Origin of the sequence: Acinetobacter sp. Ver3 (assembly GCF_000632455.1) — a bacterium.
In the GTDB taxonomy this organism is placed as follows: Bacteria; Pseudomonadota; Gammaproteobacteria; order Pseudomonadales; family Moraxellaceae; genus Acinetobacter.
This window is the reverse complement of sequence record NZ_JFYL01000009.1, coordinates 53,601-76,020: the sequence shown is the minus strand read 5'-3', so window position 1 is coordinate 76,020 and position 22,420 is coordinate 53,601. Positions and strand designations below refer to the sequence as shown.

Here is a 22,420-nt window from a genome sequence, read left to right as displayed (position 1 = left end):
ATAAATATTAAAAATAAGTCTTTGAAATTTTTTTTATAAATCATCCAACCAAAAGTTATCGTTTGAAAAATAATCGGTTGGTAAATAAACAATAAAAAGGTTTCGGCAAACCTTGACTTTGGTCGTGAAAAAACTAAAAATGCTGCTCTAGTTTTATATGTTTTGTTCGATCACCCTTCGAATAAATATCATAGCTTGCAATAACGTTGTCTCTAAGCCGAGACAATGAAATAGCAGAAATATGTTTATCCCAACATGTTGAATATGCAGTCGCAACTCAAACGGTTGTGATCGAAAAATTTTATTATTGCAGCAAAAACGATGAAATATGTGTGCTATAACAGTGCATACAAACGAATGAATGAAACACGACTTATGTCTCCCATAACCGTCGTGGAAATAAGATTAGGGTGAATACGTTGGAACTTTTATCTGGTGGTGAAATGCTTGTTCGCGCATTGGCGGACGAAGGCGTTGAACATGTTTTTGGATATCCAGGCGGCGCAGTTTTACACATTTACGACGCGCTATTCAAACAAGACAAAATTAATCATTACCTCGTGCGTCATGAGCAAGCTGCTGGTCATATGGCAGATGCATACTCGCGCGTAACAGGTAAGACAGGTGTTGTACTGGTGACCTCGGGTCCAGGTGCGACTAACACTGTGACACCAATCGCGACAGCTTACATGGACTCAATCCCAATGGTGATTTTGTCTGGTCAGGTTGCAAGCCATTTGATTGGTGAAGATGCATTCCAAGAAACGGATATGGTTGGTATTTCTCGTCCAATCGTGAAACACAGTTTCCAAGTGCGTCATGCGAGTGAAATTCCAGCGGTTATTAAAAAAGCTTTCTATATCGCGTCATCAGGTCGTCCAGGTCCTGTGGTTGTTGATATTCCAAAAGATGCAACAAACCCTGCTGAAAAATTTGCATACGAATATCCTGAAAAAGTAAAAATGCGCTCTTACCAGCCGCCACATCGTGGTCATACTGGTCAGATCCGCAAAGCTATTGATGAATTGATCAATGCTAAACGTCCTATTATTTATACGGGCGGTGGTGTTGTTCAAGGCAATGCATCACATTTATTGACTGAATTAGCACATCTATTGGGTTATCCAGTAACCAACACATTGATGGGGCTAGGTGCATTCCCTGGTAATGATCCTCAATTTATTGGTATGTTGGGTATGCATGGGACATATGAAGCGAACATGACCATGGGTCACGCTGATGTGATTCTATGTGTTGGTGCGCGTTTCGATGACCGTGTAACCAATAATCCTGCAAAATTCTGTCCAAATGCGAAAGTGATTCACATTGATATCGATCCTGCGACGATTTCAAAAACAATCATGGCGCATATCCCAATCGTGGGTGCTGTAGAGCCAGTTCTTCAAGAAATGTTAGCGCAATTAAAACAGCTGAATATTTCTAAGCCGAACCCTGAAGCTATTGCGGATTGGTGGAAACAAATCAATGAGTGGCGTCAGGTTCATGGTTTGAAATATGAAAAACCAACTGACGGTACGATGAAACCTCAACAAGTTGTTCAAGCTTTAGATAAAGTAACGAACAGCCAAGCAATCATCACTTCTGACGTTGGTCAACATCAGATGTTTGGTGCGTTGTATTACAAATACACACGTCCACGTCAATGGATTAACTCAGGTGGCTTAGGCACGATGGGTGTTGGTCTTCCATATGCGATGGCGGCTAAGCTTGCATTCCCTGACCAACAAGTTGTTTGTATTACAGGTGAAGCATCCATTCAGATGTGTATCCAAGAGCTTTCAACATGTAAGCAATATGGCCTAAATGTTAAAATCTTGTGCTTAAACAACCGTGCTTTAGGTATGGTGAAACAATGGCAAGATATGAATTATGAAGGTCGTCACTCAAGTTCATATGTTGAGTCATTGCCTGACTTTGCGAAGTTGATGGAAGCTTACGGACATGTAGGTATTCAAATTGATCATGCCGATGAGCTTGAATCGAAGCTTGCAGAAGCAATGGCGATTAATGATAAATGTGTATTCATCAACGTGATGGTTGACCGTACTGAGCATGTTTATCCGATGTTAATCGCGGGTCAATCTATGACAGATATGTGGTTATCTAAAGGGGAGCGCACAGCATGAGACATATCATCTCTGTTCTCATTGAGAACGAATCTGGCGCGCTTTCACGTTTAGTGGGTTTGTTCTCACAACGTGGTTATAACATTGAAACTTTGAACGTTGCGCCAACAGAAGACCCAACAATGTCTCGTTTGACATTGACGACTTATGGTGATGATCACAAGATTGAGCAAATCACAAAACAACTCAACAAACTTGTTGAAGTGGTTAAAGTGGTTGACCTTTCTGAAGGTTCACACATTGAACGTGAATTGATGTTAATCAAAGTAAAAGCTTTGGGTTCTGCGCGTGCTGAAATTAAACGCACAGCAGATATCTTCCGCGGACAAATCGTGGATGTAACACCAACGACTTACACGATTCAAATCGCGGGTACAACTGAGAAAATTGATGGTTTTATTGATGCTTTGGCAGAGAATACCATTCTTGAAGTTGTACGTTCAGGTGTGTCTGGTATCGCACGTGGCGAAAAAGTTTTAACAATCTAATTTTTTATTAACAAATTCTTCCCTCCTCCGAGAGGAGGGCGTTGGCGAACCACATTAACATTCGCTAATCAAACGGAAGCCAAAGCATTTTAGCGGAGACAGCAATGCAAATTTTTTATGATAAAGACTGCGACTTATCTATCATCCAATCTAAGAAAGTAGCAATCATTGGTTACGGTTCACAAGGTCACGCTCACGCGCTTAACCTTAAAGATTCTGGCGTTGACGTAACTGTTGGTTTACGTGCTGGTTCTGCTTCTTGGAAAAAAGCTGAAAATTCTGGTCTTAAAGTTGCTGAAGTTCCTGCTGCTGTAGCTCAAGCTGACGTAGTAATGATCTTGACTCCAGATGAATTCCAAGCTCAACTTTACCGTGATGTAATTGAGCCAAACATCAAGCAAGGTGCTACTCTTGCATTTGCTCATGGTTTCTCTGTTCTTTATAACCAAGTTGTTCCACGTGCTGACTTAGACGTAATCATGGTTGCTCCAAAAGCACCTGGTCACACTGTACGTTCTGAATACCAACGTGGTTCAGGTGTTCCTGATCTTATCGCGATTCACCAAGATGCTTCTGGTAATGCACGTAACCTTGCGCTTTCTTACGCTTCAGGTGTTGGTGGCGGTCGTACAGGTATTATCGAAACTTCATTCCGTGAAGAAACTGAAACTGACCTTTTCGGTGAGCAAGCAGTTCTTTGTGGTGGTGCTGTTGAACTTGTTAAAATGGGCTTCGAAACTCTTGTTGAAGCTGGTTATGCGCCAGAAATGGCTTACTTCGAATGTCTACACGAACTTAAATTGATCGTTGACTTAATGTTCGAAGGCGGTATCGCGGACATGAACTACTCTGTATCTAACAATGCTGAGTACGGTGAATATGTTACTGGTGTCGAAGTAATCAACGAACAGTCTCGTGAAGCGATGCGTAATGCGCTTAAACGTATTCAATCTGGTGAATATGCGAAGATGTTCATCCAAGAAGGTGCGTTGAACTACCCATCTATGACTGCTCGTCGTCGTCAAAACGCTGCTCACGGTATCGAAGTAACTGGTGCTAAATTGCGTGCGATGATGCCTTGGATTCAAGCAAACAAAATCGTTGATAAAGAGAAAAACTAATTTCTCGAATCATCTGATTTGAATGCGAAAGCCCACTCAAAATGAGTGGGCTTTTTTGTCTTAAAAAATGGATCAGATTATTAATTAAAATTGTGTGCCTCAAGGTAAGGCAGTGTTTTTCATTTCTTGTATTTTATTCAAAGTATGGCACTGCTTCCTTGCACTTCGTAAAAAAAACAGTGTTTTGTACTCGTTCATACCTTGGATTATTGATAATAGGTTACCACTATTTTAGGAACCTTGAATCCTGAGACTTGTCTTTTTGTAATGCATTGAAAAAAAAGACGACAGGCATGATAAAAATAGTCATTAAAAAGTAACTCAATGACAGGTAGATTGAGTTGCAGTCGATAGAGGCTTTGCTAAACACAATAATTAGTATCTAACAAAAATACTTAATAACTCAAGGATTGAGGTTGGGAATGAAATTAACGTTTGTATGTTACTTATTGGTGATCTTGCCAATCTGTGGATGGGCGCAAGAAACAACTGATATTGAGCAAAAAACGTCAAATAGTGATGCTGAGCTTGTCTTAGATAATGTTCGCATATCAATGCAGCGGTTATTGAGGTCAACAGACAACGAATATTTTTTGAGTCTTTATATGGATGTGCTTCATCCAAATGCAACGCTTACTTCCTTCAAAGACAACGTCACTATCCAATTAAAAGGGGAGCAAAAAGGCGATCAAGTTCTTTTTAAAGCAGAACAACCGAGTGATGATTCAAATGCAATTCAAGAGTTGAAAGGACAGCTTAACTATAAAACGAATGTATTTAAATCTACATTGGTCAATCATGCGGGTGTGATTCGAATAAAGAAATTCGAGCCTGCTTTTAAAGTAAAAAATATGTCTGATGTGAGTTTTAATTTCTATGGCATATCTAAAGCTAACTATCCTTTCAAACGATTTATGACACGTATCGAGGTGTTTGATAAAGCCAATCAAAAAAGCATGCAAATACTTCAAGGCTTTCAAGCGTTTCCCAATAGTATTGGTTATATGGATGTGAATTTTGATGGTTACTATGATGTAGTGCTCTCTGATCTGTCAGAGGATAAAACGCTTCAAGATCGTCGTTTTATTTACTGGATTTATGATTCTATTCAACAAAAATTTAACCGTGCAGAGCAGTACGAGCAAATCGTTGGATTTCCACTGTTACATGGTGATAAACAACACATCGATTTTTCTAATGGACAGGTTTATACAATTGTTGAAGGCAGTTTGAAACCAGTAGCAGTTAATGCTGAACAAGAAACTAAACAATTAGAAGATCGGACATCATCAGAATCCTCTGTAGCACTTCAAGGAGAAAACTTGGAAAAACGGATTGAAGAACCACCAGTTAACTCTGGTCAAGAGCAAGAGAATGAGCTAGGCAGTGATGTAGATCGTGTTCAAGAGCAAGAGCCTTAAAAATGTGAAAATCTGAATGAGCCTTATGACAAGGCTGTCATGAAACCATCATCATATTGACATTATGTTCTTTTAAATTTTAGGGATAACATTAATAAAAGGTGTGATGATGGCACTCCTAAATTTACAAGCAACACAACAAAAAAAATTATTTGAATTATTGAACATCAAAAAAAATACGTCATTTGAGGATTTTATTCTTCTTCCTGATGCTGATCAGCATAAACGACATCCTCAATTAAAAATTGCCATTGTGACTGAGACATGGTCACCAGAGATTAATGGTGTTGCAAACTCACTGATGAATTTATGTCTGGGTTTGCAGAAGCGAGGTCATCAAATTTTGTTGATACGTCCTCAACCCAAAGTGAAATGTAAACGGTTTAAACCTGATGCAGAGTGTTGGGTGCATGCTCAGGCGATTCCGAAATATCCCACCTTACAGTTTGGTTGGCCACAGTTTTCTAAAATCTCAAAAGCAGTTGAGGTATTTCAGCCAAATGTTGTGCATATTGTGACAGAAGGACCATTGGGATTTGCGAGTCTAATGGTGGCTAAATCTCAGAATATTCCTGTTTCAAGTGGTTTTCACTCTGCTTTTCAAGAGTTTAGTCGATACTTTGAGTTTCCTTTTCTCGTTAAACCTATCTCAAAGTATTTAACATGGTTTCACAATAAGACAGACGTGACTTGTGTGCCAAGTTTAGATACACAGCATGCTTTAAAACAAATGGGAGTAAGCGGTGAGTTAAGGGTGGTGGGGAGAGGTGTTGATACCCAATTGTTTAATCCGAATAAAAGATCGCAGTTGCTCAGAGAACAATGGGCCGCAAATGAGCATACACGAGTACTGATTTCCGTTGGTCGGTTGTCACCTGAAAAGGAAGTAGACCTGATTATTCGGACTTTTGTGAAAATAAAAGGTGAGGTCGAACATTATACTAAATTGGTCATTGTCGGAGATGGACCAGATCGAGTAAGACTTGCAGCTCTTGCGGGTCATCATCCCGATATTATTTTTTTGGGAAGTTTGACTGGCGAAGACTTGGCTAGTGCATATGCCAGTGCAGATGTGTTTATCTTTCCAAGTCAAGTTGAAACCTTTGGAAATGTCGCGCTTGAAGCATTAGCAAGTGGCTTGCCAGTGGTGGCTTATGATTATGCATGTGCCAAACTGCATGTTGTGAATGATGAAACGGGATGGTTGATCCCTCTCGGTGATGTAGAAATGTTCGAACGAGCAATGACAGCAACATTGAATCAACCCGATTTAAAAATAATAGGTGAGAAAGCGCATCTTGCAGTTGCTGCAACAGGATGGTTGAAACCTGTTATTGATTTTGAGCAAGCATTATTTTTTGCTGCGCATCGTACTTTATTTCACTAAATTATTCTGAATTCGTAGTTTCTTGTCGCGTGTTTGAGGGTGGTCGGTGAATCAGTCATCTATTCTAATTATGACAAGTATTTAATGAAATCATCATCATAATGAAATGATCCATCTCTAAAGTAAAAGTATGAAAAAAATACAAAAGAGGTGTGATGATGGGAATCATGGACACTGTATTGCCTAGATCGACAACGCAATATGATCACCAGAGGCTAAAATTTAAAAATCAAAACTCCGATCGGGATGTATCGGTGCTTGAGCAATTGGGGCGATCTAGATTAAAAATAGCTGTCGTTACGGAGACATGGCCGCCAGAACTGAATGGTGTTTCATTGTCTTTACTACAGATTTGCAAAGGTCTACAGAAACTTGGTCACAAAATTCTATTGGTACGACCTTCACAAAAACAAATATGTTCGGAATTTTCACCGAACCGTGAGTGTTTGGTGAATGGTCAAACCATTCCGAAGTATGCCCATATGCAATTTGGCTGGCCACAGTATGGCAAAGTGGCTAAAGCATTTGATGAATTTCAACCAGATTTGGTGCATATCGTGACGGAAGGACCATTAGGTTTAGCGGTACTTCAGCTCTCAAAAAACAAAAAGATTCCTGTGAGTAGTGGTTTTCATTCTGCTTTTCATGACTTTAGTCGGTTTTATGATCTTGCTTTTATGGTCAAGCCGATTCAGCACTATCTCAAATGGTTTCATAACAATACGCAATTGACCTGTGTGCCAAGTCAGGACTCGGCTGATGCGATACGTAACTTTGGTGTTACATGTCAAGTTGAAGTGATTAAAACTGGGGTGGATGTTGAAAAGTTTTCACCTACTTTTCGAAGTGTGCAACTCAGACGACAATGGGATGCTTGTGAAAATACAACTGTGCTACTTTATGTTGGTCGTGTTTCACCTGAAAAAGAAATTCAGGTGTTAATTGATGCCTATTTAAAACTTAAAACACAAACAACGCGCAGATTTAAGTTGGTCATCGTGGGGGATGGGCCCGATTATTCGCGTTTGGTTCGTCAAAGCAAACATACCGATATCATCTTTACTGGAAGCTTAAGTGGTACAAATCTTGCTGAATCTTTTGCAAGCGCAGATGTATTTGTTTTTGCCAGTCAAGTAGAGACATTTGGCAATGTCGTGCTTGAAGCGATGGCGAGTGCATTGCCTGTCGTTGCTTATGATTATGCTTGTGCTAAGCAGTATTTAGATGCGGAAACAGCATGGTTAGCACCTTTGGGTGAGCCTGCAACCTTGATTCAATATATTGTTAATCTGCCCCAAAACAAACGCTTGCATGCAATGGGGATGCAAGCAATGAAAAAAGTACAACAAGTCGGATGGCAACATCCAGTTCAACAACTCGAACATGCATTTTATCGTGTCGTGCAGCAGAAAACGCTCATGGCTTGAACGATAGGAGTAGAGTGAAATGAATTTTAAAAATACCAAAATAAAAATACTTGATCTTGATCTAAGAGGATGTCTCTATTTCAATAATCTATCGCATACACAAAGTATTGCACTCATATTTAAAATTATTAGTCGGCTCGGAGATGGAGTTTTTTGGTACATGATGGTGGCGTTGGTGTGGCTACTGCAAGGACCGCAATACACTATTCAAATTTTATATATTGTTGTTGCTGCTTCGTTAGGTACGCTGATTTATAAAATTTTAAAAACAAAAACAGTACGTCCACGACCATACCAAGTTCACCAAGTTATTCATATTGGCGAAAGACCACTAGATCATTTTAGTTTTCCTTCTGGTCATACATTGCATGCAGTAATGGCAACAATCGTATTGGGTTATGTAGAGCCTGTCTTGCTGGTGATGATGATGCCATTTACCATTTTGGTTGCGTTGTCGCGCATGGTATTGGGATTGCATTACCCAACTGATGTTTTAGTTGGAGCCTTAATTGGGGCGACGGTTGCGAGTGGTATTATCTTAGCTGCTCCAGCATTGAATATCATATTGTGAGGGTAAGTTGATTGCATGATAAGGCGTACAAAAGCAATATAATTGTACGTCTTGATTTGCTTTTTGCTAAAATTAAGCCATGAATTCACCAAAGATGATTTAGGAATAAGTATGGGTTTACGTTGGACAGACACCCTTGATATCGCAATTGAACTGTATGAAGCCCATCCAGATGTAGATCCACAATGGATCCGTTTTACTGATCTTCATGCATGGGTTTGTGCGCTTCCAGAGTTCGAAGATGATCCAAACAAATCAACAGAAGGATTGTTAGAAGCAATTCAAATGGCTTGGATTGACGAAGCTCGATAATTCATCGATCGAAAAAAACCATTTTTTTACACGCGAAAAGCAGATAATCGCGCATTATTCGGTATAATGCGCCAAAATTTTCATGTCAATTTGACTAAAGGAGCCAATCATGGCTATTGAACGTACTTTATCTATCGTTAAACCAGATGCAGTTGCTAAAAACCACATCGGTGACATCTTTGCTCGTTTCGAAAAAGCTGGTCTTAAAATCGTTGCGACTAAAATGAAACATTTAACTCAAGCTGAAGCTGAAGGCTTCTATGCTGAGCACAAAGAACGTGGTTTCTTTGCTGACCTCGTTGCGTTCATGACTTCTGGTCCAGTTGTTGTATCAGTTCTTGAAGGTGAAAACGCAGTTCTCGCTCACCGTGACATCCTTGGCGCTACTAACCCTAAAGAAGCTGCTCCAGGTACAATCCGCGCTGACTTCGCTGTAAGCATCGACGAAAATGCTGCTCACGGTTCTGACTCTGTAGCATCTGCTGATCGTGAAGTTAACTACTTCTTCGCTCAAACTGAGATCGCTCCACGTACTCGTTAATTCGCAGTATTCAAACCAGATAAGTGCTATACTGCTTATCTGGTTTTTTTATTTCTGAAAGATTTTATTGCTTGAAAATTAAGCATGTTCTTTTATCCCACATTATGGTTTAGGTAATACTCATGAATTCTGAAGTTGTCGCTTCATCCGTCAATTTAGATGAACAACAGCCCACTACTGTTCAAGTACAGCAGGCTGATACTGTACAGAAAGTGAATTTACTTGGCCTGTCACGTCCGCAAATGGAAAAATTCTTTGAGGATATGGGGGAGAAAAAGTTCCGGGCGGGTCAGGTGATGAAATGGATTCATCAGTTCTTCGTTACTGATTTTGCTGAAATGACCAATATTTCAGGGAAATTACGTGAAAAACTTGAAAAGATTTGTGAAATTAAAGCACCAGAAGTCGTGCATAAAAACTATTCTAAAGATGGAACACGTAAGTGGGTATTCCGTGTAGGTGATGGTGCGGGTTCTTTGGTTGAAACAGTACTGATTCCTGCTGAGGATAAAACGGGTTCGCGTAAAACCTTATGTATTTCATCACAAGTCGGTTGCGCTTTGGACTGTTCGTTCTGTTCAACCGGAAAACAAGGTTTCCAACGCGATTTAACACAGGCTGAAATTATTGGTCAGTTGTGGATGGCGAACTATTCCTATATGGAAGATGTGCCTGTTGCTGAACGTGAGCGTTCTGTGACCAACGTGGTAATGATGGGTATGGGCGAACCATTATTGAACTATGATGCTGTGCTTAACTCAATGCGTATCATGCTTGATGATTTCGCCTATGGAATGTCTAAACGCCGTGTCACATTGTCAACGTCAGGGGTTGTGCCGAAGATAGATCAATTGGCTCAAGACATTGATGTTGCGCTTGCAATTTCATTACATGCAACCAATGATGAGTTACGTAACGAATTAGTACCAATTAATAAAAAATATCCGTTAGAGCAACTCATTGCAGCGTGTCAGCGTTACATCACTAAAGATGGTAATGAAAGTGCACGTAAGCATGTCACAATTGAGTATGTCATGTTAGACGGGGTCAACGATCATCCTGAACATGCACAGCAGATGATTAAGTTGTTGAAAAATTTACCAAGTAAAATTAACTTGATTCCATTTAATCCATTCCCACATGCACCATACGGGCGTTCGAGCCGAAATCGCATCATTTCTTTCCAAAAAACTTTGTCTGATGCTGGTTTTGTGTGTACGATTCGTCAGACACGTGGGGATGATATTGACGCAGCTTGTGGTCAATTGGTAGGTCAAGTGGCTGACCGTACTCGTCGTGCAGAACAATGGAAGAAAAAAGTGCTAGAACGTAATGAAATTATGCGTTCACAAGGCTAGTTGTATCATTTAGATGTGAATGATTAAAAAGAGGGAGGCGTCATTTGAGCAAGCCGATGTATAAAAAAATAGTCATGACGATGACAGTCGCTTTATCTGGATTGCTTTTCTTTGGATGCCAAACTACCAGTGGCGATACGAGCAAAAAGGATCCTGAGAAATCAGTGAAAGTTCGTACCCAAATGGCGGCTGAATATATTCGGAATGGGAATTTAGATGCTGCCAAACGTGTGCTTGATCAGGCATTAGAGGTTAATTCGCGCGATTCAACTGCAAATATGATGATGGGGGTGTTGCTTCAGCAAGAAGGAAGTGACATCAACATGCAACGTGCAGATCATTATTTTTCTCGTGCGATATCAATTGATCCTAAAAATGCGCAAGCACGTAACAACTATGGTACGTATTTGTATCAAGTGAAGCGATATAATGATGCTGTTAAACAGCTTTCAATTGCAGGCGCAACGCTTGGATATGACCAACGTCATCGTGCATTAGAAAACCTTGGACGGATTTATCTGATTCAAGGGGATATACCGAATGCTGAAAAAACGTTCAAACAAGCACTGCAAGTCAATCGTGACTCCACTGTTTCAATGATAGAGTTAGCAGAGATATTTTATCTGCAAAAGAATAATATTGCCGCGCGTCAGCTATATGAGCAATTTGTACTCAAAGTTGGCCAGCAAAATCAAGGTGCGCGAGCACTCTGGATTGGTTTACGTATCGCACGTGCCAATGGTGATAGAACGGGAATGTATGTGCTGGTGAATCAGTTGCGTACTTTATTTCCAAATAGTCAAGAATTTCAACGTTATTTGCAATTACAGTTCAATACTGAGGCCGTATGGAAGTAAATCCTAATTCACAGCAACCTACTGGTTCAAACGTAGCACCTAATGCTTTAGGAAATATTCAACGCCCTGGCGAGTATTTGCGTCAAATCCGTATATCTCAACAACGTGATCTGGTCAAAGTTGCTGGTGATTTAAAAATGCCAGTAAAAACGCTTGAAGCGTTAGAGCAAGACGAATACAAATCGTTGCCAGAAGCGACTTTCATTAAGGGATATTATCGTTCGTATGCGAAGTATCTCAAAGTTGATGCCTCTGCTTTAATTCAACGTTTTGATGAAATCTATCAAAATGATACAGGTTTACTGCCAAATCATGCTTTGAACAATTCTCCAATTAAAATTATGGGGAAACTTCCTGGCTCGAAAAGTGTACGTAATCGCAAGTGGATTAAACGCATCGTGATTGCGTTAATTATTTTGGGCGTGGCTTGGCTATTAATCTCCGCAATCCAAAAATGGGCGGCTAAAGGCGATTCGTCAAATACTGATACGAATCAATCCAACAATGTCCAAATTCTGACCTTAAACAATGGTACAGGCACAACTGAAGCAGTATCAGGCGATACGATGAATCTCAGTTTTAGCCGCCCTACATCAGTACACATTGTGGACAGTACGGGTAAAGTTTTAGCAACTGGACGCCAATCAACTGCGATTAGTTTGAATGGACAGTCTCCATTCCAAATTCGATTAGATGATGCTCAAGCCGTTTCATTAAGTTTAAATAATGAAAATATTTCATTGTCACCATATACCGTAAACGGAAAAGCTGAATTCCGTTTATCACGTTAATGGGTTAAAGGTAAAACGATGATCGAGAATCCGATTCGACGCAAACCAACACGTAAAATTCGCGTAGGTTCTGTGTATGTGGGTGGCGATGCGCCAATCAGTATTCAAAGCATGACCAATACTGAAACGTGTGATGTAGCAGCAACAGTTGCACAAATTCAACGTTGTGTGGATGCTGGCGCAGATATTATGCGTGTGTCTGTACCGAGTATGGAAGCCGCCGCTGCTTTTGGAGAAATCCGTAAACAAGTGCAAGTTCCACTCGTTGCCGATATCCATTTTGACTATAAAATTGCTTTGGCTGTTGCAGATTTGGGTGCAGATTGTCTGCGTATTAACCCGGGGAATATCGGTTCAGAAGCAAAAATTCGCGAAGTGGTTGCTGCGGCTCGTCACAACGATATTTCAATGCGAATTGGTGTCAATGCAGGCTCTCTCGAAAAAGATATTCAAAAGAAATATGGGGAGCCAACAGGTCAAGCTTTGCTTGAGTCAGCAATGCGTCATATTGATATTTTAGATCGTTTGGATTTCCAAGAGTTTAAAGTGTCAGTGAAAGCATCGAATGTCTTTTTGACGATGGATGCTTATCGCTTGTTGTCAAAACAAATTGACAACCCGTTACATTTAGGAGTGACTGAAGCTGGAATTTACCGTACTGGTTCTGTGAAGTCGGCAATTGCACTGGGCGGATTGTTAATGGAAGGCATTGGCGACACCATGCGAATTTCATTAGCAGCGGAACCTGAGGAAGAAATCAAAATTGGTTTTGATATTCTTAAATCTTTGGGCTTACGTTCAAATGGTATTAACTTTATTGCTTGCCCAAGTTGTTCACGTCAAGAATTTAATGTCATCAAAGTGATGCAAATGCTTGAAGAGCGTTTGGAAGATGTACGTACTCCAATGGATGTTTCTGTCATCGGATGTAAAGTCAACGGTCCTGGTGAAGCTAAAGAAGCTGATATTGGTGTAGTGGGTGCAAGTCCACGTTCACTAGTGTATCGTAATGGTGAAAAGAGTCATTTAATTGACACAAATCAATTAGTTGACGAAATCGAAAATATGGTTCGTCAACGTGTTAACGAGCTTGAAAAAGCTAAATCAAAAGAGATTATTCGCACAGGTTTTTCTGAGTAGATCATGAGTTCAATCGTCGCAATCAAAGGTTTTAATGACATTCTCCCAACGCAAACCCCAGCTTGGAGACGTCTTGAACAGCATCTGTCTGGTTTGATGGATGCCTATGGCTATCAACAAATTCGTTTGCCGATGGTTGAACAGACAAACTTGTTCAAGCGTTCTATTGGTGATGCAACGGATATCGTTGAAAAAGAGATGTATACGTTCTTAGATAAAGGTAATCCTCCTGAGTCTTTGACCTTACGTCCTGAAGGTACTGCGGGTTGTGTACGTGCTATGCTCGAACATAATTTGCTTCGTGGTGCGACACCGCGTGTTTGGTATATTGGACCGATGTTCCGTTATGAAAAACCGCAAAAAGGTCGTTACCGTCAATTTCATCAATTTGGTGTGGAAACGTTTGGTGTTGCAACTCCTGATCAAGATGCTGAACTGATTTTGATGACTGCGCGTCTGTGGAAACGGATGGGTGTTGCGGACAAAGTTCAATTAGAGCTCAATACTTTAGGTGAGTCAGATGAGCGTGCAGCTTATCGCGCAGCCTTGGTTGAGTTTTTAGAATCACATAAGTCAGATTTAGATGAAGATTCGCAGCGTCGTTTAACGACGAATCCACTGCGTATTTTGGACTCTAAAGATGCAAAAACTCAAAGCATTTTAGAAAATGCGCCTAAACTTCATGACTTTATGGGTGAAGAGACGCTGGCACATTTCCAACAATTACAGCAATATCTAACCGATGCAGGTATTTCATTTGTCATTAACCAAAAGTTGGTTCGTGGCTTGGATTACTATAATAAAACTGTATTTGAATGGACGACGACACATCTGGGTTCACAGGGTACGGTTTGCGCTGGTGGTCGTTATGATGGTTTAGTGGGTCAGTTAAAAGGTAAACCAGATCAATCGGTTCCTGCGGTTGGTTTTGCAATGGGTATTGAGCGTTTATTGCTTCTTTTAGAACAAGTAGAAGACAATATACCAGTACGTGATTGTGAAGTATTTTTACTTGCAGATCCTGCGACGCAAGGTAAAGCTTTAGTTTTGGCTGAGCAAATTCGAGATCAACTTGAAGCTGCAAGTAGTTCAGTGCGTCTGAAAGTTGGCTCTCAAGGCTCGATGAAAAGTCAAATGAAAAAAGCGGATCAGTCTGGTGCAATTTATGCCTTAATCTTTGGTGAGCGTGAAGCTGAGGTGCAACAACTTTCAGTCAAAGAGTTGGCTACAGCAGAGCAGACACAAGTAGCGGTCAATGACATTGTGCCGTTCATCATTGATAAACTATCTTCAAAATAAATTTAAGAACATAAGGAAAGGGCGATCATATGAGCGCAATGACTGACGAAGAACAACTGCATACAGCAAAGTCGTTTTTTAAGAAATATGGATCGGCGTTGATTACGCTGATTCTTCTTGCCCTGATCGCCTTTTTCGGATGGGAATATTGGAAGAAGAAAAACGTAGCAGAAGATCAAATACAGACTGCTAAAGTACAGCTCTTAGTTGATGAAGCGAAAGCTGCAACAACTGATCCTAAAGTAGCGACTGCTTTGGATGGAACTGCAGAAAAAATTGTAAAAGAAAATCCTGATTCGATTCATGCGGTTCAAACGCAATTTGTAATGGCAAAATTGGCTTATGACCAAGAGAATTATGCCAAAGCTGAACGTGAATTGAAAAAAATTGAAAATGCTCAAATCAAAGATGAAGGTTTACAACACATCATTAAGCTTCGTTTAGCAGATGCTCAACTGGCACAAAAAAAATATGATGAAGCTTTAAAAACATTGTCTGGTTTGACTTTGCCCGCTTTCAAAACAACTGTAGATGAAGCACGTGGCGATATTTATATTGCTAAGAATGATATTGAAAATGCGAAAAAAGCTTATCAGAGCGCGTGGGATAACTTAATTGCAACTAAACAAGAACGCCAAATCTTACAAATTAAACTCGAAAGTGTTGGCATATTAGTAGAAGATCCTGAAATTGAGCGCCCAATTTTAGATATACAAACGGATGAGTCTTAATGGATAGAAAGTATAAAATTTCTTTTGTTCTAGCGACATTGTCGTGTGCACTAATGGCGTGTACAAGCAATACGGTGAAAGAAGAAAAGGTGAAACCTAATCCGTTGCCTAAAATTCAGCAATCGGTGAGCTTAGCACCTATTTTTTCACATAACGTTTCAGCGACGGATACTGCTGATCCATTGCGTTTGAGAATGGCGAATGACCAAGGTTTTTTATACTTTTTAGATCCTAAGGGACAGGTTTCTGCATATCAAGGTAAGCAGCGTGTCTGGGAAAAACAAGTTACCAAGCTTGGTTTAAGTTCAGGTGTTGAAGCGGCCAATGGGTTAGTGATCGTCGGCAACAAGAAAGGTCAACTGTTTGCTCTCGATCAAAAAACGGGTGATATCCGTTGGACGGCGCAATTAAGTGGTGCAATTTTGAGTGCGGCGCTTATTCAGACTGGTCGAGTGATCGTTGTTGCAAATGACGGTACGGTGTTTGGTCTGGATGAAAAAACAGGTCAACAAGTGTGGACCTATCGTATGCCAAACGAACAATTGAGCTTACGCGGTCAAGCTTCACCTGTGCGCTTAGACCCACGAACAGTGTTAGTGGCCTCGTCAAATGCATACGTGTACGCAATTGATAGTCTCACTGGAACTTTGCGTATGCAAAGACGTGTGGCAGTCAGCGATGGTCGTTCTGATATACAGCGTTTAGTTGATGTGGATGCAGATCCAATCGTTGCAGGACAATTGGTTGTAACCACTAGCTATCAAGGCCAAGTCACTGTACTAGATCTAGTTTCGCAACGTGTGATTTGGAGTGAAGATGCAAGCAGTATTAATCGTGCTGAAGTTGCAGGTCGCCAAGTCTTCGTCACGCAAACAGATGGTAAAATTGTATCGTTTGATCTGGTGACGGGTCAGCCGTTATGGACTAATGATCAATTGCTTAACCGTCAATTAAGCAACCCCGTAATGTTAGGTCAGTATTTAGTGGTAGGTGATTATGAGGGGGTACTCCACCTTATAGATCCTAAAAATGGTCAACTTGTTGGTCGTGAAAAAACGCGTGGTGAAGTACGTTCGTTACGTGTAGTAAACAATCAGCTTTACTCAGTGACACGTACAGGCGCACTTACAATTTGGCAGAATCGTTAATTTTTTCTCTGCTTATGGTAAACTAGTCGCTGAATACATATTTTAAGTTCGGGGTGTTGAATTTTCAGACCCCGACATTTTTATTTTTAAGTAGATGATTCGTCTAACTTCTTCCACAGTTTCTGATGCTCAGGCCAATTGAGTTGGCTGATCTTGTTAAAGGTTAATCTATGAAACCCGTTATTGCGCTCATTGGTCGTCCGAACGTCGGAAAATCAACGCTGTTTAACCAGATTACCAAAAGTCGTGACGCGCTTGTTGCAGACTTTGCCGGTCTTACTCGTGACCGTAAATATGGTGATGCAGTTTATCAAAATAAATCATTTATCGTTGTAGATACTGGCGGTATCGGTGAAAACGAAGGTGGGATCGACTCTTACATGGCAGAGCAGTCTAAAACTGCGATTCATGAAGCAGATATGATTATCTTTGTTGTCGATGCGCGTGCAGGTCTTCTAGCTTCTGATGAACAGATTGCGCGTGAGTTACGTACACTCGGTAAAAAAGTATTTTTAGTTGCCAACAAAGTCGATGGTGTCCATGCAGAGGCAGCATTGGTTGAGTTTTTTAAGTTGGGTATGGGTGAACCGATGCAAGTGGCTGCAAGCCATGGGCGTGGTGTTCAACAAATGCTCGAAGAAGTGCTTGAAGATGTGCCAGAAGATGACCTAAGTGAACAGCGTGATGAAGATACTGGGCTTCGTCTAGCGATTATCGGTCGTCCGAACGTAGGTAAGTCAACATTAGTTAATCGCCTGTTAGGTGAAGAACGTGTCGTTGCTTTTGACCAGCCTGGTACTACACGTGACTCAATTTACATCCCATTTGAGCGTGATGGTCGAAAATATACGCTCATTGACACTGCCGGTGTTCGTCGTAAAGGTAAAGTGGATGAAATGATTGAGAAATTCTCAATCGTAAAGACTTTACAAGCAATGAAAGATGCCAACGTTGTCGTTGTTGTTGTTGATGCGCGTGAAGGTATTGTTGAGCAAGACTTGCATTTGATTGGATATGCGATTGAAGCTGGTCGTGCGATGGTGATTGCGATCAATAAATGGGACAATATGTCAGAATATGATCGCAAACAATGTAAATTGGATGTTGAGCGTCGTTTTGACTTTATTCCATGGGCAAAAATCCATTTAATTTCTGCTTTGCATGGTACAGGTGTGGGTGAGCTTTATCCTTCAATCCACCGTGCATATGAATCTTCACGTTTGAAAGTATCTCCAGCGAAAATCACTGAGATCTTAAAAGATGCAACAGACGCGCATCATCCACCTAAAGTTCAAGGCCGTGCAATTAAAATGCGTTATGCGCATATCGGTGGTCAAAACCCGCCTACGATTGTGATTCACGGTAATAAAGTTGATAAAACCCCAGCTGACTATCGTCGTTACTTAGAAAACGTGTTCCGTAAAGTGTATAAACTAGAGGGTACACCTGTAAAAATTGAATTTAAAACTTCAGAGAACCCATTTGAAGGTCGTAAATCTCAAATTGACGAGCGTACTGCGGCACGTAAACGTCGTTATGTACAGAAGTTTAAGAAAGCCGAGAAGAAGTTCAAACGCGGTTAATCAATTGTAAATTTAGTCCAGAAAGCCCAAATGTGAAGTTTGGGCTTTTTTTATCATGCGAATAAATTAAGATAAATGGAATCACTGAGAGCGTTATTATGACCCGTCATATTCAAATTGATATTTCAAAAATTTCTTCTTTTTTTCAAGTTCCTGAAAATCTCACACGCACAGAAGAAATTAGTCTTAGAAAAAACATGATTTACCAATATCGCAACAGCTTACTAGGAAGTAAATTAAACAGAACAATAAAAAATGAGGATATTGACCAAACGAAAGATGGAAAACCTTTTTTGAAAAAAATCTCAAACTTTGAGTTTAACCATAGTCATAGTCAACATTATTATGCTTTAGTTACATCACATCATATTCGAGATTTGGGTGTGGATATTGAGGAGCTGAATCGATCAATTCGATTCGAAGCTTTAGCCAAACATGCATTTCATCCACTGGAATATGCGATATGGGCAGAATTGGATTTTGATTCTCGCTATTGGTTTAAAGTCTGGACCATTAAGGAAGCAATTTTGAAGGCACATGGGATGGGAATCCGTATGAGCTTAAATGAGTTGAATACCAATGCCCATACCACACACATGGGTGGGGTTTGTGAGCATCCAGTCTTAGGGGTATTTGCTTATCAGAATTTTGAAATCATGGATTGTATGCTGACAGTCGCATGGCGAAGTGAATACTCTTGCCGTGGTTTTGCAATTCCTCAAATTCAAATCACTCAACATTAAAAAAGCCCATCATTTGATGGGCTTTTTGTATTGAATGTTTATTGAGGAATTTCTTCTTCCTCTTCAAATTCAGGTTTTACTTGAACAATAAAGTCTTGGCGGTTCAGACCACGCCACAATGCAAATGCAGTACCGATATAAATCGAAGAATATGTTCCGACAAAAACACCGACAAACATTGCAATCGAGAACCATTTCAAACCATCGCCGCCCATGATCATCATAGCAACGACCACAAGCAATAGCGTCATCGAAGTGTGGATGGTACGACGTAAGGTTTCAGTCAATGCAATATTGATGATCTCAAGAGGTTCTGCCCCACGAATTTTACGGAAGTTCTCACGAATACGATCCGAGACAACAATATTATCGTTTAATGAGAAACCAATAATCGCTAGAAGAGCAGCTAAAACGGTTAGGTCAAATGGCCACTGCATCAATGCAAAAATACCAAGAGTCACGATAATATCGTGAAATAGCGATAGAACTGCACCCATTGCCAACTTGAATTCGAAGCGAATCGTCACATAAATCAGCATGATAATCAGAGCCAAAGCCACAGCACCTGCTGATTTAATGTAAAGTTCGTTTCCGACTTGACCACCAACAACATCTACCTTAGGTACAGTCACGGTATTATTGTCTAATTGAACTGCGGTGGTAATTGATTTGGTTAGATCTTCCGCTTCAATATCTTCTTGTACGGGCATACGAACCATTAAATCTCGTTCAGAACCTAAGGTTTGAACAACCGCATCATTAAAACCCGCATCACTTAATGCTTGCGTCACTTCAGAGGGTTTTACAGGATTGGCATAATTCAGTTCAGCTGCAACACCGCCAGTAAAGTCTAATCCTAAATTCAGACCTTTAGTCGCGATAAAGAAGATACTTGCAATAGTCAGGATGATTGAAAGCCAAGCTGCTGGCTTTGCAATCTTCATGAAAGGAATTACGCGTTCGTTGTCTGAACGGCCGTATTGTTTTGATTCGAGTTGAGTATTTTCAGTCATGATAGATCTCCTAAATGCTCAACTTTTTCAAGTTACGTTTTTTACCGTAAATGATCTGTACAATTGCACGGGTTACTGTAATCGCAGTAAACATCGAGCAAACAATACCAATCATGAGTGTCACGGCAAATCCTTTGATCGGACCAGTACCAATGGCAAAGAGGATAAATGCAACAAGGAATGTAGTTAAGTTCGAGTCAAAGATGGTGTTATAAGCTCGATCATAACCTGCAACAATCGCCTGTTTAGGCGATGCTCCCCATTTGATTTCCTCGCGTATTCGCTCGCAAATTAGAACGTTTGCATCCACCGCCATACCGATGGTAATAACGATACCTGCAATACCTGGCAGCGTTAATGAAGCACCGATCCAAGACATAACCGTCAAGATCATTGCTAAGTTGAATACTAGAGCGAAGTTCGCAATGACACCGAATAAGCGGAAGAATACCACCATCCAAATTGCGACCAAGATGAATCCAATTTGAGTGGATAGTACACCCTTATCGATGTTTTCTTGACCTAAGCTTGGACCGATAACACGCTCTTCAACAAAGTACATTGGCGCAGCGAGCGCACCTGCACGAAGCATTAAAGCTAGCTCAGCTGCTTCTTGGGGTGAATCTAAACCAGTAATACGGAACTGTGAACCCAGTACTGCTTGAATATTTGCTGCATTAATGACGACAGATTCAGTATATGGTGTGCGTACTTCAGTTTGTGCACCTGTTTCAGGATCTTCAACGTAACTGATACGTTGTTTATTCTCAATGAACAGTACCGCCATACGCTTACCAACAGCGCTACGAGTCGCATCTGACATTAACTTACCACCTGCATTATCAAGGGTAATGTTAACTTCTGCTGTACCACTATCTTGTCCAAAGCCTGAAGAAGCATTTTGTACACGCTCACCCGTCAGAATACGATTACGGTTAAGTAAAAGTTCACGACCACTGTCTAAAGATTCATAGGCGAATACTTCTGTCCCTGGAGGTAAGGGTTGACCATTATATTTCCCTGAATAAGGATCAATATATTGATCATTTAGATCAGACACCAAACGGAATTCTAAGTTTGCTGTACGACCTAAGATACGTTTTGCTTCAGCTGTGTCTTGGACACCTGGTAATTCAACCACAATACGGTTGCTACCTTGGGTTTGAACCAATGCTTCTGCAACACCAAGTTCATTAATACGATTACGAAGTGTTGTTAAGTTTTGATCTAACGCATACGACTGAATTTCTTGCTTTGTGGTATCTGTATAGGTTAAACGAAGACTGGCACCATTTTCAGTTGCAAGTGCTTGTTGAGTATATTTATTGCCGTTACGACGAAGTTGATCCATCGCTGCTGCACGATCTTCATTGTTAGCAAATTGAACAGTGATCGCATTGTTATTCAATGAAAGACTATTGAATTTGATCTTGTTCTCACGGAATTCGCGTCGCAAATCAGCAGCCGATGTTTCCATGCGCTGCGCAATCGCTTTGTCCATATCCACCTCAAGGAGGAAGTGGACACCACCACGCAAATCAAGACCAAGTTTCATTGGTCGTGCACCGATTTTCTGTAACCATTCAGGTGTTGTTGGCGCGAGGTTTAATGCAACAACATAGTTTTCACCCAGACCTTCACGTAGGATATCTTTTGCTTTTAATTGGGCTTCAGAACTGTCTAAACGTAGAAGGGCAGCATTTTGAGTAAAGCTGTTATTGTGGGATTGGATATTGTTGCTTTTTAATAGTTGCTCTGCTTTTTGAATCACTGTGTCATCAATGACAGAACCAGCTTTTGCACCAGAAATTTGGACAGCTGGTTCATCAGGATACAAACTTGGCAGGGCATATAATGTACTCACGACTAGTACAACTAGAATGAGTAAATATTTCCATGCTGGGTAACGCATTCGCTTTCTTCTTAAAATGAAAAAAGTCGTGCAGCTGCACGACTATTTTATAATTAAAGGTTATTTAGAGTGCCTTCAGGTAATACTGAAATCACACTTGCACGCTGAATTTTAACTTCGTTGCCACGGTTTAATTCAACCACAGCGAAATCACCTTCGAGTTTAGTAATACGGCCCATTAAACCGCCTGCAAAAACGATTTCGCTGCCAACGCCTAAGCTCTCAACCAAAGTGCGATGTTCTTTCGCACGTTTTGCTTGAGGGCGCCAAATTAAGAAGTAGAAAATTGCAATGAATACTGCAATCATCAATAAGTTAGCAACTAAGCTTGGTTGTTGTGCAGCTTCACCAGCTGCGTGTGCAGTCGAAATAAAAAGGCTCATTTCATTTTCCTAAACTAAAAATATCAAAAAAGATGATAAAAAATCGG

General features: G+C 40.5%; 21 protein-coding genes. 18 read left to right on the top strand and 3 right to left on the bottom strand.

What is annotated here, in order from left to right:
• The first annotated feature begins 419 nt into the window (after positions 1 to 419).
• From CL42_RS04590 to CL42_RS04505, 18 genes are all read left to right on the top strand, one after another.
• On the top strand, positions 420 to 2,147 hold the full coding sequence (locus CL42_RS04590) for an acetolactate synthase 3 large subunit (RefSeq protein ID WP_035265632.1): 1,728 nt from the start codon (positions 420 to 422) through the stop codon (positions 2,145 to 2,147).
• Positions 2,144 to 2,635: an acetolactate synthase small subunit gene (ilvN, locus tag CL42_RS04585; protein ID WP_035265631.1), complete on the top strand. Its 492-nt coding sequence runs from the start codon at positions 2,144 to 2,146 to the stop codon at positions 2,633 to 2,635. The genes CL42_RS04590 and ilvN overlap by 4 nt, the downstream gene beginning before the upstream one ends.
• Positions 2,636 to 2,739: 104 nt before the next feature.
• Positions 2,740 to 3,756, top strand: coding sequence for a ketol-acid reductoisomerase (gene ilvC, locus CL42_RS04580; protein WP_035265630.1), 1,017 nt, complete (start codon positions 2,740 to 2,742; stop codon positions 3,754 to 3,756).
• A 422-nt stretch (positions 3,757 to 4,178) separates the two neighbouring features.
• Positions 4,179 to 5,177 carry a hypothetical protein gene (locus CL42_RS04575; protein ID WP_051586522.1) on the top strand — a complete coding sequence of 333 codons (999 nt, stop codon included), beginning with the start codon at positions 4,179 to 4,181 and terminating at the stop codon, positions 5,175 to 5,177.
• Positions 5,178 to 5,286: 109 nt separating this feature from the next.
• Positions 5,287 to 6,564 carry a glycosyltransferase family 4 protein gene (locus CL42_RS04570; RefSeq protein ID WP_051586521.1) on the top strand — a complete coding sequence of 426 codons (1,278 nt, stop codon included), beginning with the start codon at positions 5,287 to 5,289 and terminating at the stop codon, positions 6,562 to 6,564.
• Between the two features lie 155 nt (positions 6,565 to 6,719).
• Positions 6,720 to 7,991, top strand: a complete 1,272-nt coding sequence (locus CL42_RS04565) for a glycosyltransferase family 4 protein (RefSeq protein WP_035265629.1) — start codon at positions 6,720 to 6,722, stop codon at positions 7,989 to 7,991.
• Between the two features lie 19 nt (positions 7,992 to 8,010).
• Positions 8,011 to 8,562, top strand: coding sequence for a phosphatase PAP2 family protein (locus CL42_RS04560; RefSeq protein ID WP_035265627.1), 552 nt, complete (start codon positions 8,011 to 8,013; stop codon positions 8,560 to 8,562).
• A gap of 111 nt (positions 8,563 to 8,673) precedes the next feature.
• On the top strand, positions 8,674 to 8,874 hold the full coding sequence (gene iscX / locus CL42_RS04555; protein ID WP_035265625.1) for a Fe-S cluster assembly protein IscX: 201 nt from the start codon (positions 8,674 to 8,676) through the stop codon (positions 8,872 to 8,874).
• A gap of 109 nt (positions 8,875 to 8,983) precedes the next feature.
• A complete protein-coding gene (gene ndk / locus CL42_RS04550; protein ID WP_035265623.1) occupies positions 8,984 to 9,415 on the top strand; it encodes a nucleoside-diphosphate kinase in 432 nt (143 codons plus the stop codon).
• Positions 9,416 to 9,537: 122 nt separating this feature from the next.
• Entirely contained in the window at positions 9,538 to 10,773 is a 1,236-nt protein-coding gene (rlmN, locus tag CL42_RS04545; protein WP_035265621.1) for a 23S rRNA (adenine(2503)-C(2))-methyltransferase RlmN, read from the top strand.
• A gap of 56 nt (positions 10,774 to 10,829) precedes the next feature.
• The gene (pilW, locus tag CL42_RS04540; RefSeq protein ID WP_081403237.1) at positions 10,830 to 11,630 is read left to right on the top strand and encodes a type IV pilus biogenesis/stability protein PilW; all 801 of its coding nucleotides are present in this window, start codon (positions 10,830 to 10,832) and stop codon (positions 11,628 to 11,630) included.
• On the top strand, positions 11,621 to 12,421 hold the full coding sequence (locus CL42_RS04535) for a helix-turn-helix domain-containing protein (protein WP_035265612.1): 801 nt from the start codon (positions 11,621 to 11,623) through the stop codon (positions 12,419 to 12,421). Before pilW ends, CL42_RS04535 begins: the two co-directional genes overlap by 10 nt.
• Before the next feature lie 18 nt (positions 12,422 to 12,439).
• Complete coding sequence (gene ispG, locus CL42_RS04530; RefSeq protein WP_035265611.1) at positions 12,440 to 13,561, top strand: flavodoxin-dependent (E)-4-hydroxy-3-methylbut-2-enyl-diphosphate synthase; 1,122 nt, start codon at positions 12,440 to 12,442, stop codon at positions 13,559 to 13,561.
• 3 nt (positions 13,562 to 13,564) lie between these two features.
• On the top strand, positions 13,565 to 14,860 hold the full coding sequence (gene hisS, locus CL42_RS04525; RefSeq protein WP_035265610.1) for a histidine--tRNA ligase: 1,296 nt from the start codon (positions 13,565 to 13,567) through the stop codon (positions 14,858 to 14,860).
• A 29-nt stretch (positions 14,861 to 14,889) separates the two neighbouring features.
• Positions 14,890 to 15,591: a YfgM family protein gene (locus CL42_RS04520; protein ID WP_035265609.1), complete on the top strand. Its 702-nt coding sequence runs from the start codon at positions 14,890 to 14,892 to the stop codon at positions 15,589 to 15,591.
• Positions 15,591 to 16,739 (top strand): outer membrane protein assembly factor BamB, encoded by a 1,149-nt coding sequence (gene bamB, locus CL42_RS04515; protein ID WP_035265607.1) that lies wholly within the window; start codon positions 15,591 to 15,593, stop codon positions 16,737 to 16,739. Before CL42_RS04520 ends, bamB begins: the two co-directional genes overlap by 1 nt.
• Before the next feature lie 170 nt (positions 16,740 to 16,909).
• Positions 16,910 to 18,322: a ribosome biogenesis GTPase Der gene (gene der, locus CL42_RS04510; protein WP_035265604.1), complete on the top strand. Its 1,413-nt coding sequence runs from the start codon at positions 16,910 to 16,912 to the stop codon at positions 18,320 to 18,322.
• 98 nt (positions 18,323 to 18,420) lie between these two features.
• A complete protein-coding gene (locus CL42_RS04505) occupies positions 18,421 to 19,065 on the top strand; it encodes a 4'-phosphopantetheinyl transferase family protein (RefSeq protein ID WP_035265602.1) in 645 nt (214 codons plus the stop codon).
• Positions 19,066 to 19,103: 38 nt separating this feature from the next.
• Here CL42_RS04505 and secF read toward each other — a convergent pair whose 3' ends face one another.
• From secF to yajC, 3 genes are read right to left on the bottom strand one after another with little or no spacing between them, the layout of a single operon-like run.
• Positions 19,104 to 20,081, bottom strand: a complete 978-nt coding sequence (gene secF, locus CL42_RS04500; protein WP_171076750.1) for a protein translocase subunit SecF — start codon at positions 20,079 to 20,081, stop codon at positions 19,104 to 19,106.
• A gap of 7 nt (positions 20,082 to 20,088) precedes the next feature.
• Complete coding sequence (gene secD, locus CL42_RS04495) at positions 20,089 to 21,990, bottom strand: protein translocase subunit SecD (RefSeq protein ID WP_035265600.1); 1,902 nt, start codon at positions 21,988 to 21,990, stop codon at positions 20,089 to 20,091.
• 53 nt (positions 21,991 to 22,043) lie between these two features.
• Entirely contained in the window at positions 22,044 to 22,373 is a 330-nt protein-coding gene (gene yajC, locus CL42_RS04490; protein ID WP_035265599.1) for a preprotein translocase subunit YajC, read from the bottom strand.
• Positions 22,374 to 22,420 lie beyond the last annotated feature (47 nt).

What these genes read in the sequence shown, in the direction of transcription:
- ilvN (WP_035265631.1), top strand. Translation starts at nt 2,144, where the DNA reads ATGAGACATATCATCTCTGTTCTCATTGAGAACGAATCTGGCGCGCTT.
- ilvC (WP_035265630.1), top strand. Translation starts at nt 2,740, where the DNA reads ATGCAAATTTTTTATGATAAAGACTGCGACTTATCTATCATCCAATCT.
- CL42_RS04575 (WP_051586522.1), top strand. Translation starts at nt 4,179, where the DNA reads ATGAAATTAACGTTTGTATGTTACTTATTGGTGATCTTGCCAATCTGT.
- CL42_RS04570 (WP_051586521.1), top strand. Translation starts at nt 5,287, where the DNA reads ATGGCACTCCTAAATTTACAAGCAACACAACAAAAAAAATTATTTGAA.
- CL42_RS04565 (WP_035265629.1), top strand. Translation starts at nt 6,720, where the DNA reads ATGATGGGAATCATGGACACTGTATTGCCTAGATCGACAACGCAATAT.
- CL42_RS04560 (WP_035265627.1), top strand. Translation starts at nt 8,011, where the DNA reads ATGAATTTTAAAAATACCAAAATAAAAATACTTGATCTTGATCTAAGA.
- iscX (WP_035265625.1), top strand. Translation starts at nt 8,674, where the DNA reads ATGGGTTTACGTTGGACAGACACCCTTGATATCGCAATTGAACTGTAT.
- ndk (WP_035265623.1), top strand. Translation starts at nt 8,984, where the DNA reads ATGGCTATTGAACGTACTTTATCTATCGTTAAACCAGATGCAGTTGCT.
- rlmN (WP_035265621.1), top strand. Translation starts at nt 9,538, where the DNA reads ATGAATTCTGAAGTTGTCGCTTCATCCGTCAATTTAGATGAACAACAG.
- pilW (WP_081403237.1), top strand. Translation starts at nt 10,830, where the DNA reads ATGTATAAAAAAATAGTCATGACGATGACAGTCGCTTTATCTGGATTG.
- CL42_RS04535 (WP_035265612.1), top strand. Translation starts at nt 11,621, where the DNA reads ATGGAAGTAAATCCTAATTCACAGCAACCTACTGGTTCAAACGTAGCA.
- ispG (WP_035265611.1), top strand. Translation starts at nt 12,440, where the DNA reads ATGATCGAGAATCCGATTCGACGCAAACCAACACGTAAAATTCGCGTA.
- hisS (WP_035265610.1), top strand. Translation starts at nt 13,565, where the DNA reads ATGAGTTCAATCGTCGCAATCAAAGGTTTTAATGACATTCTCCCAACG.
- CL42_RS04520 (WP_035265609.1), top strand. Translation starts at nt 14,890, where the DNA reads ATGAGCGCAATGACTGACGAAGAACAACTGCATACAGCAAAGTCGTTT.
- bamB (WP_035265607.1), top strand. Translation starts at nt 15,591, where the DNA reads ATGGATAGAAAGTATAAAATTTCTTTTGTTCTAGCGACATTGTCGTGT.
- der (WP_035265604.1), top strand. Translation starts at nt 16,910, where the DNA reads ATGAAACCCGTTATTGCGCTCATTGGTCGTCCGAACGTCGGAAAATCA.
- CL42_RS04505 (WP_035265602.1), top strand. Translation starts at nt 18,421, where the DNA reads ATGACCCGTCATATTCAAATTGATATTTCAAAAATTTCTTCTTTTTTT.
- secD (WP_035265600.1), bottom strand. Translation starts at nt 21,990, where the DNA reads ATGCGTTACCCAGCATGGAAATATTTACTCATTCTAGTTGTACTAGTC.
- yajC (WP_035265599.1), bottom strand. Translation starts at nt 22,373, where the DNA reads ATGAGCCTTTTTATTTCGACTGCACACGCAGCTGGTGAAGCTGCACAA.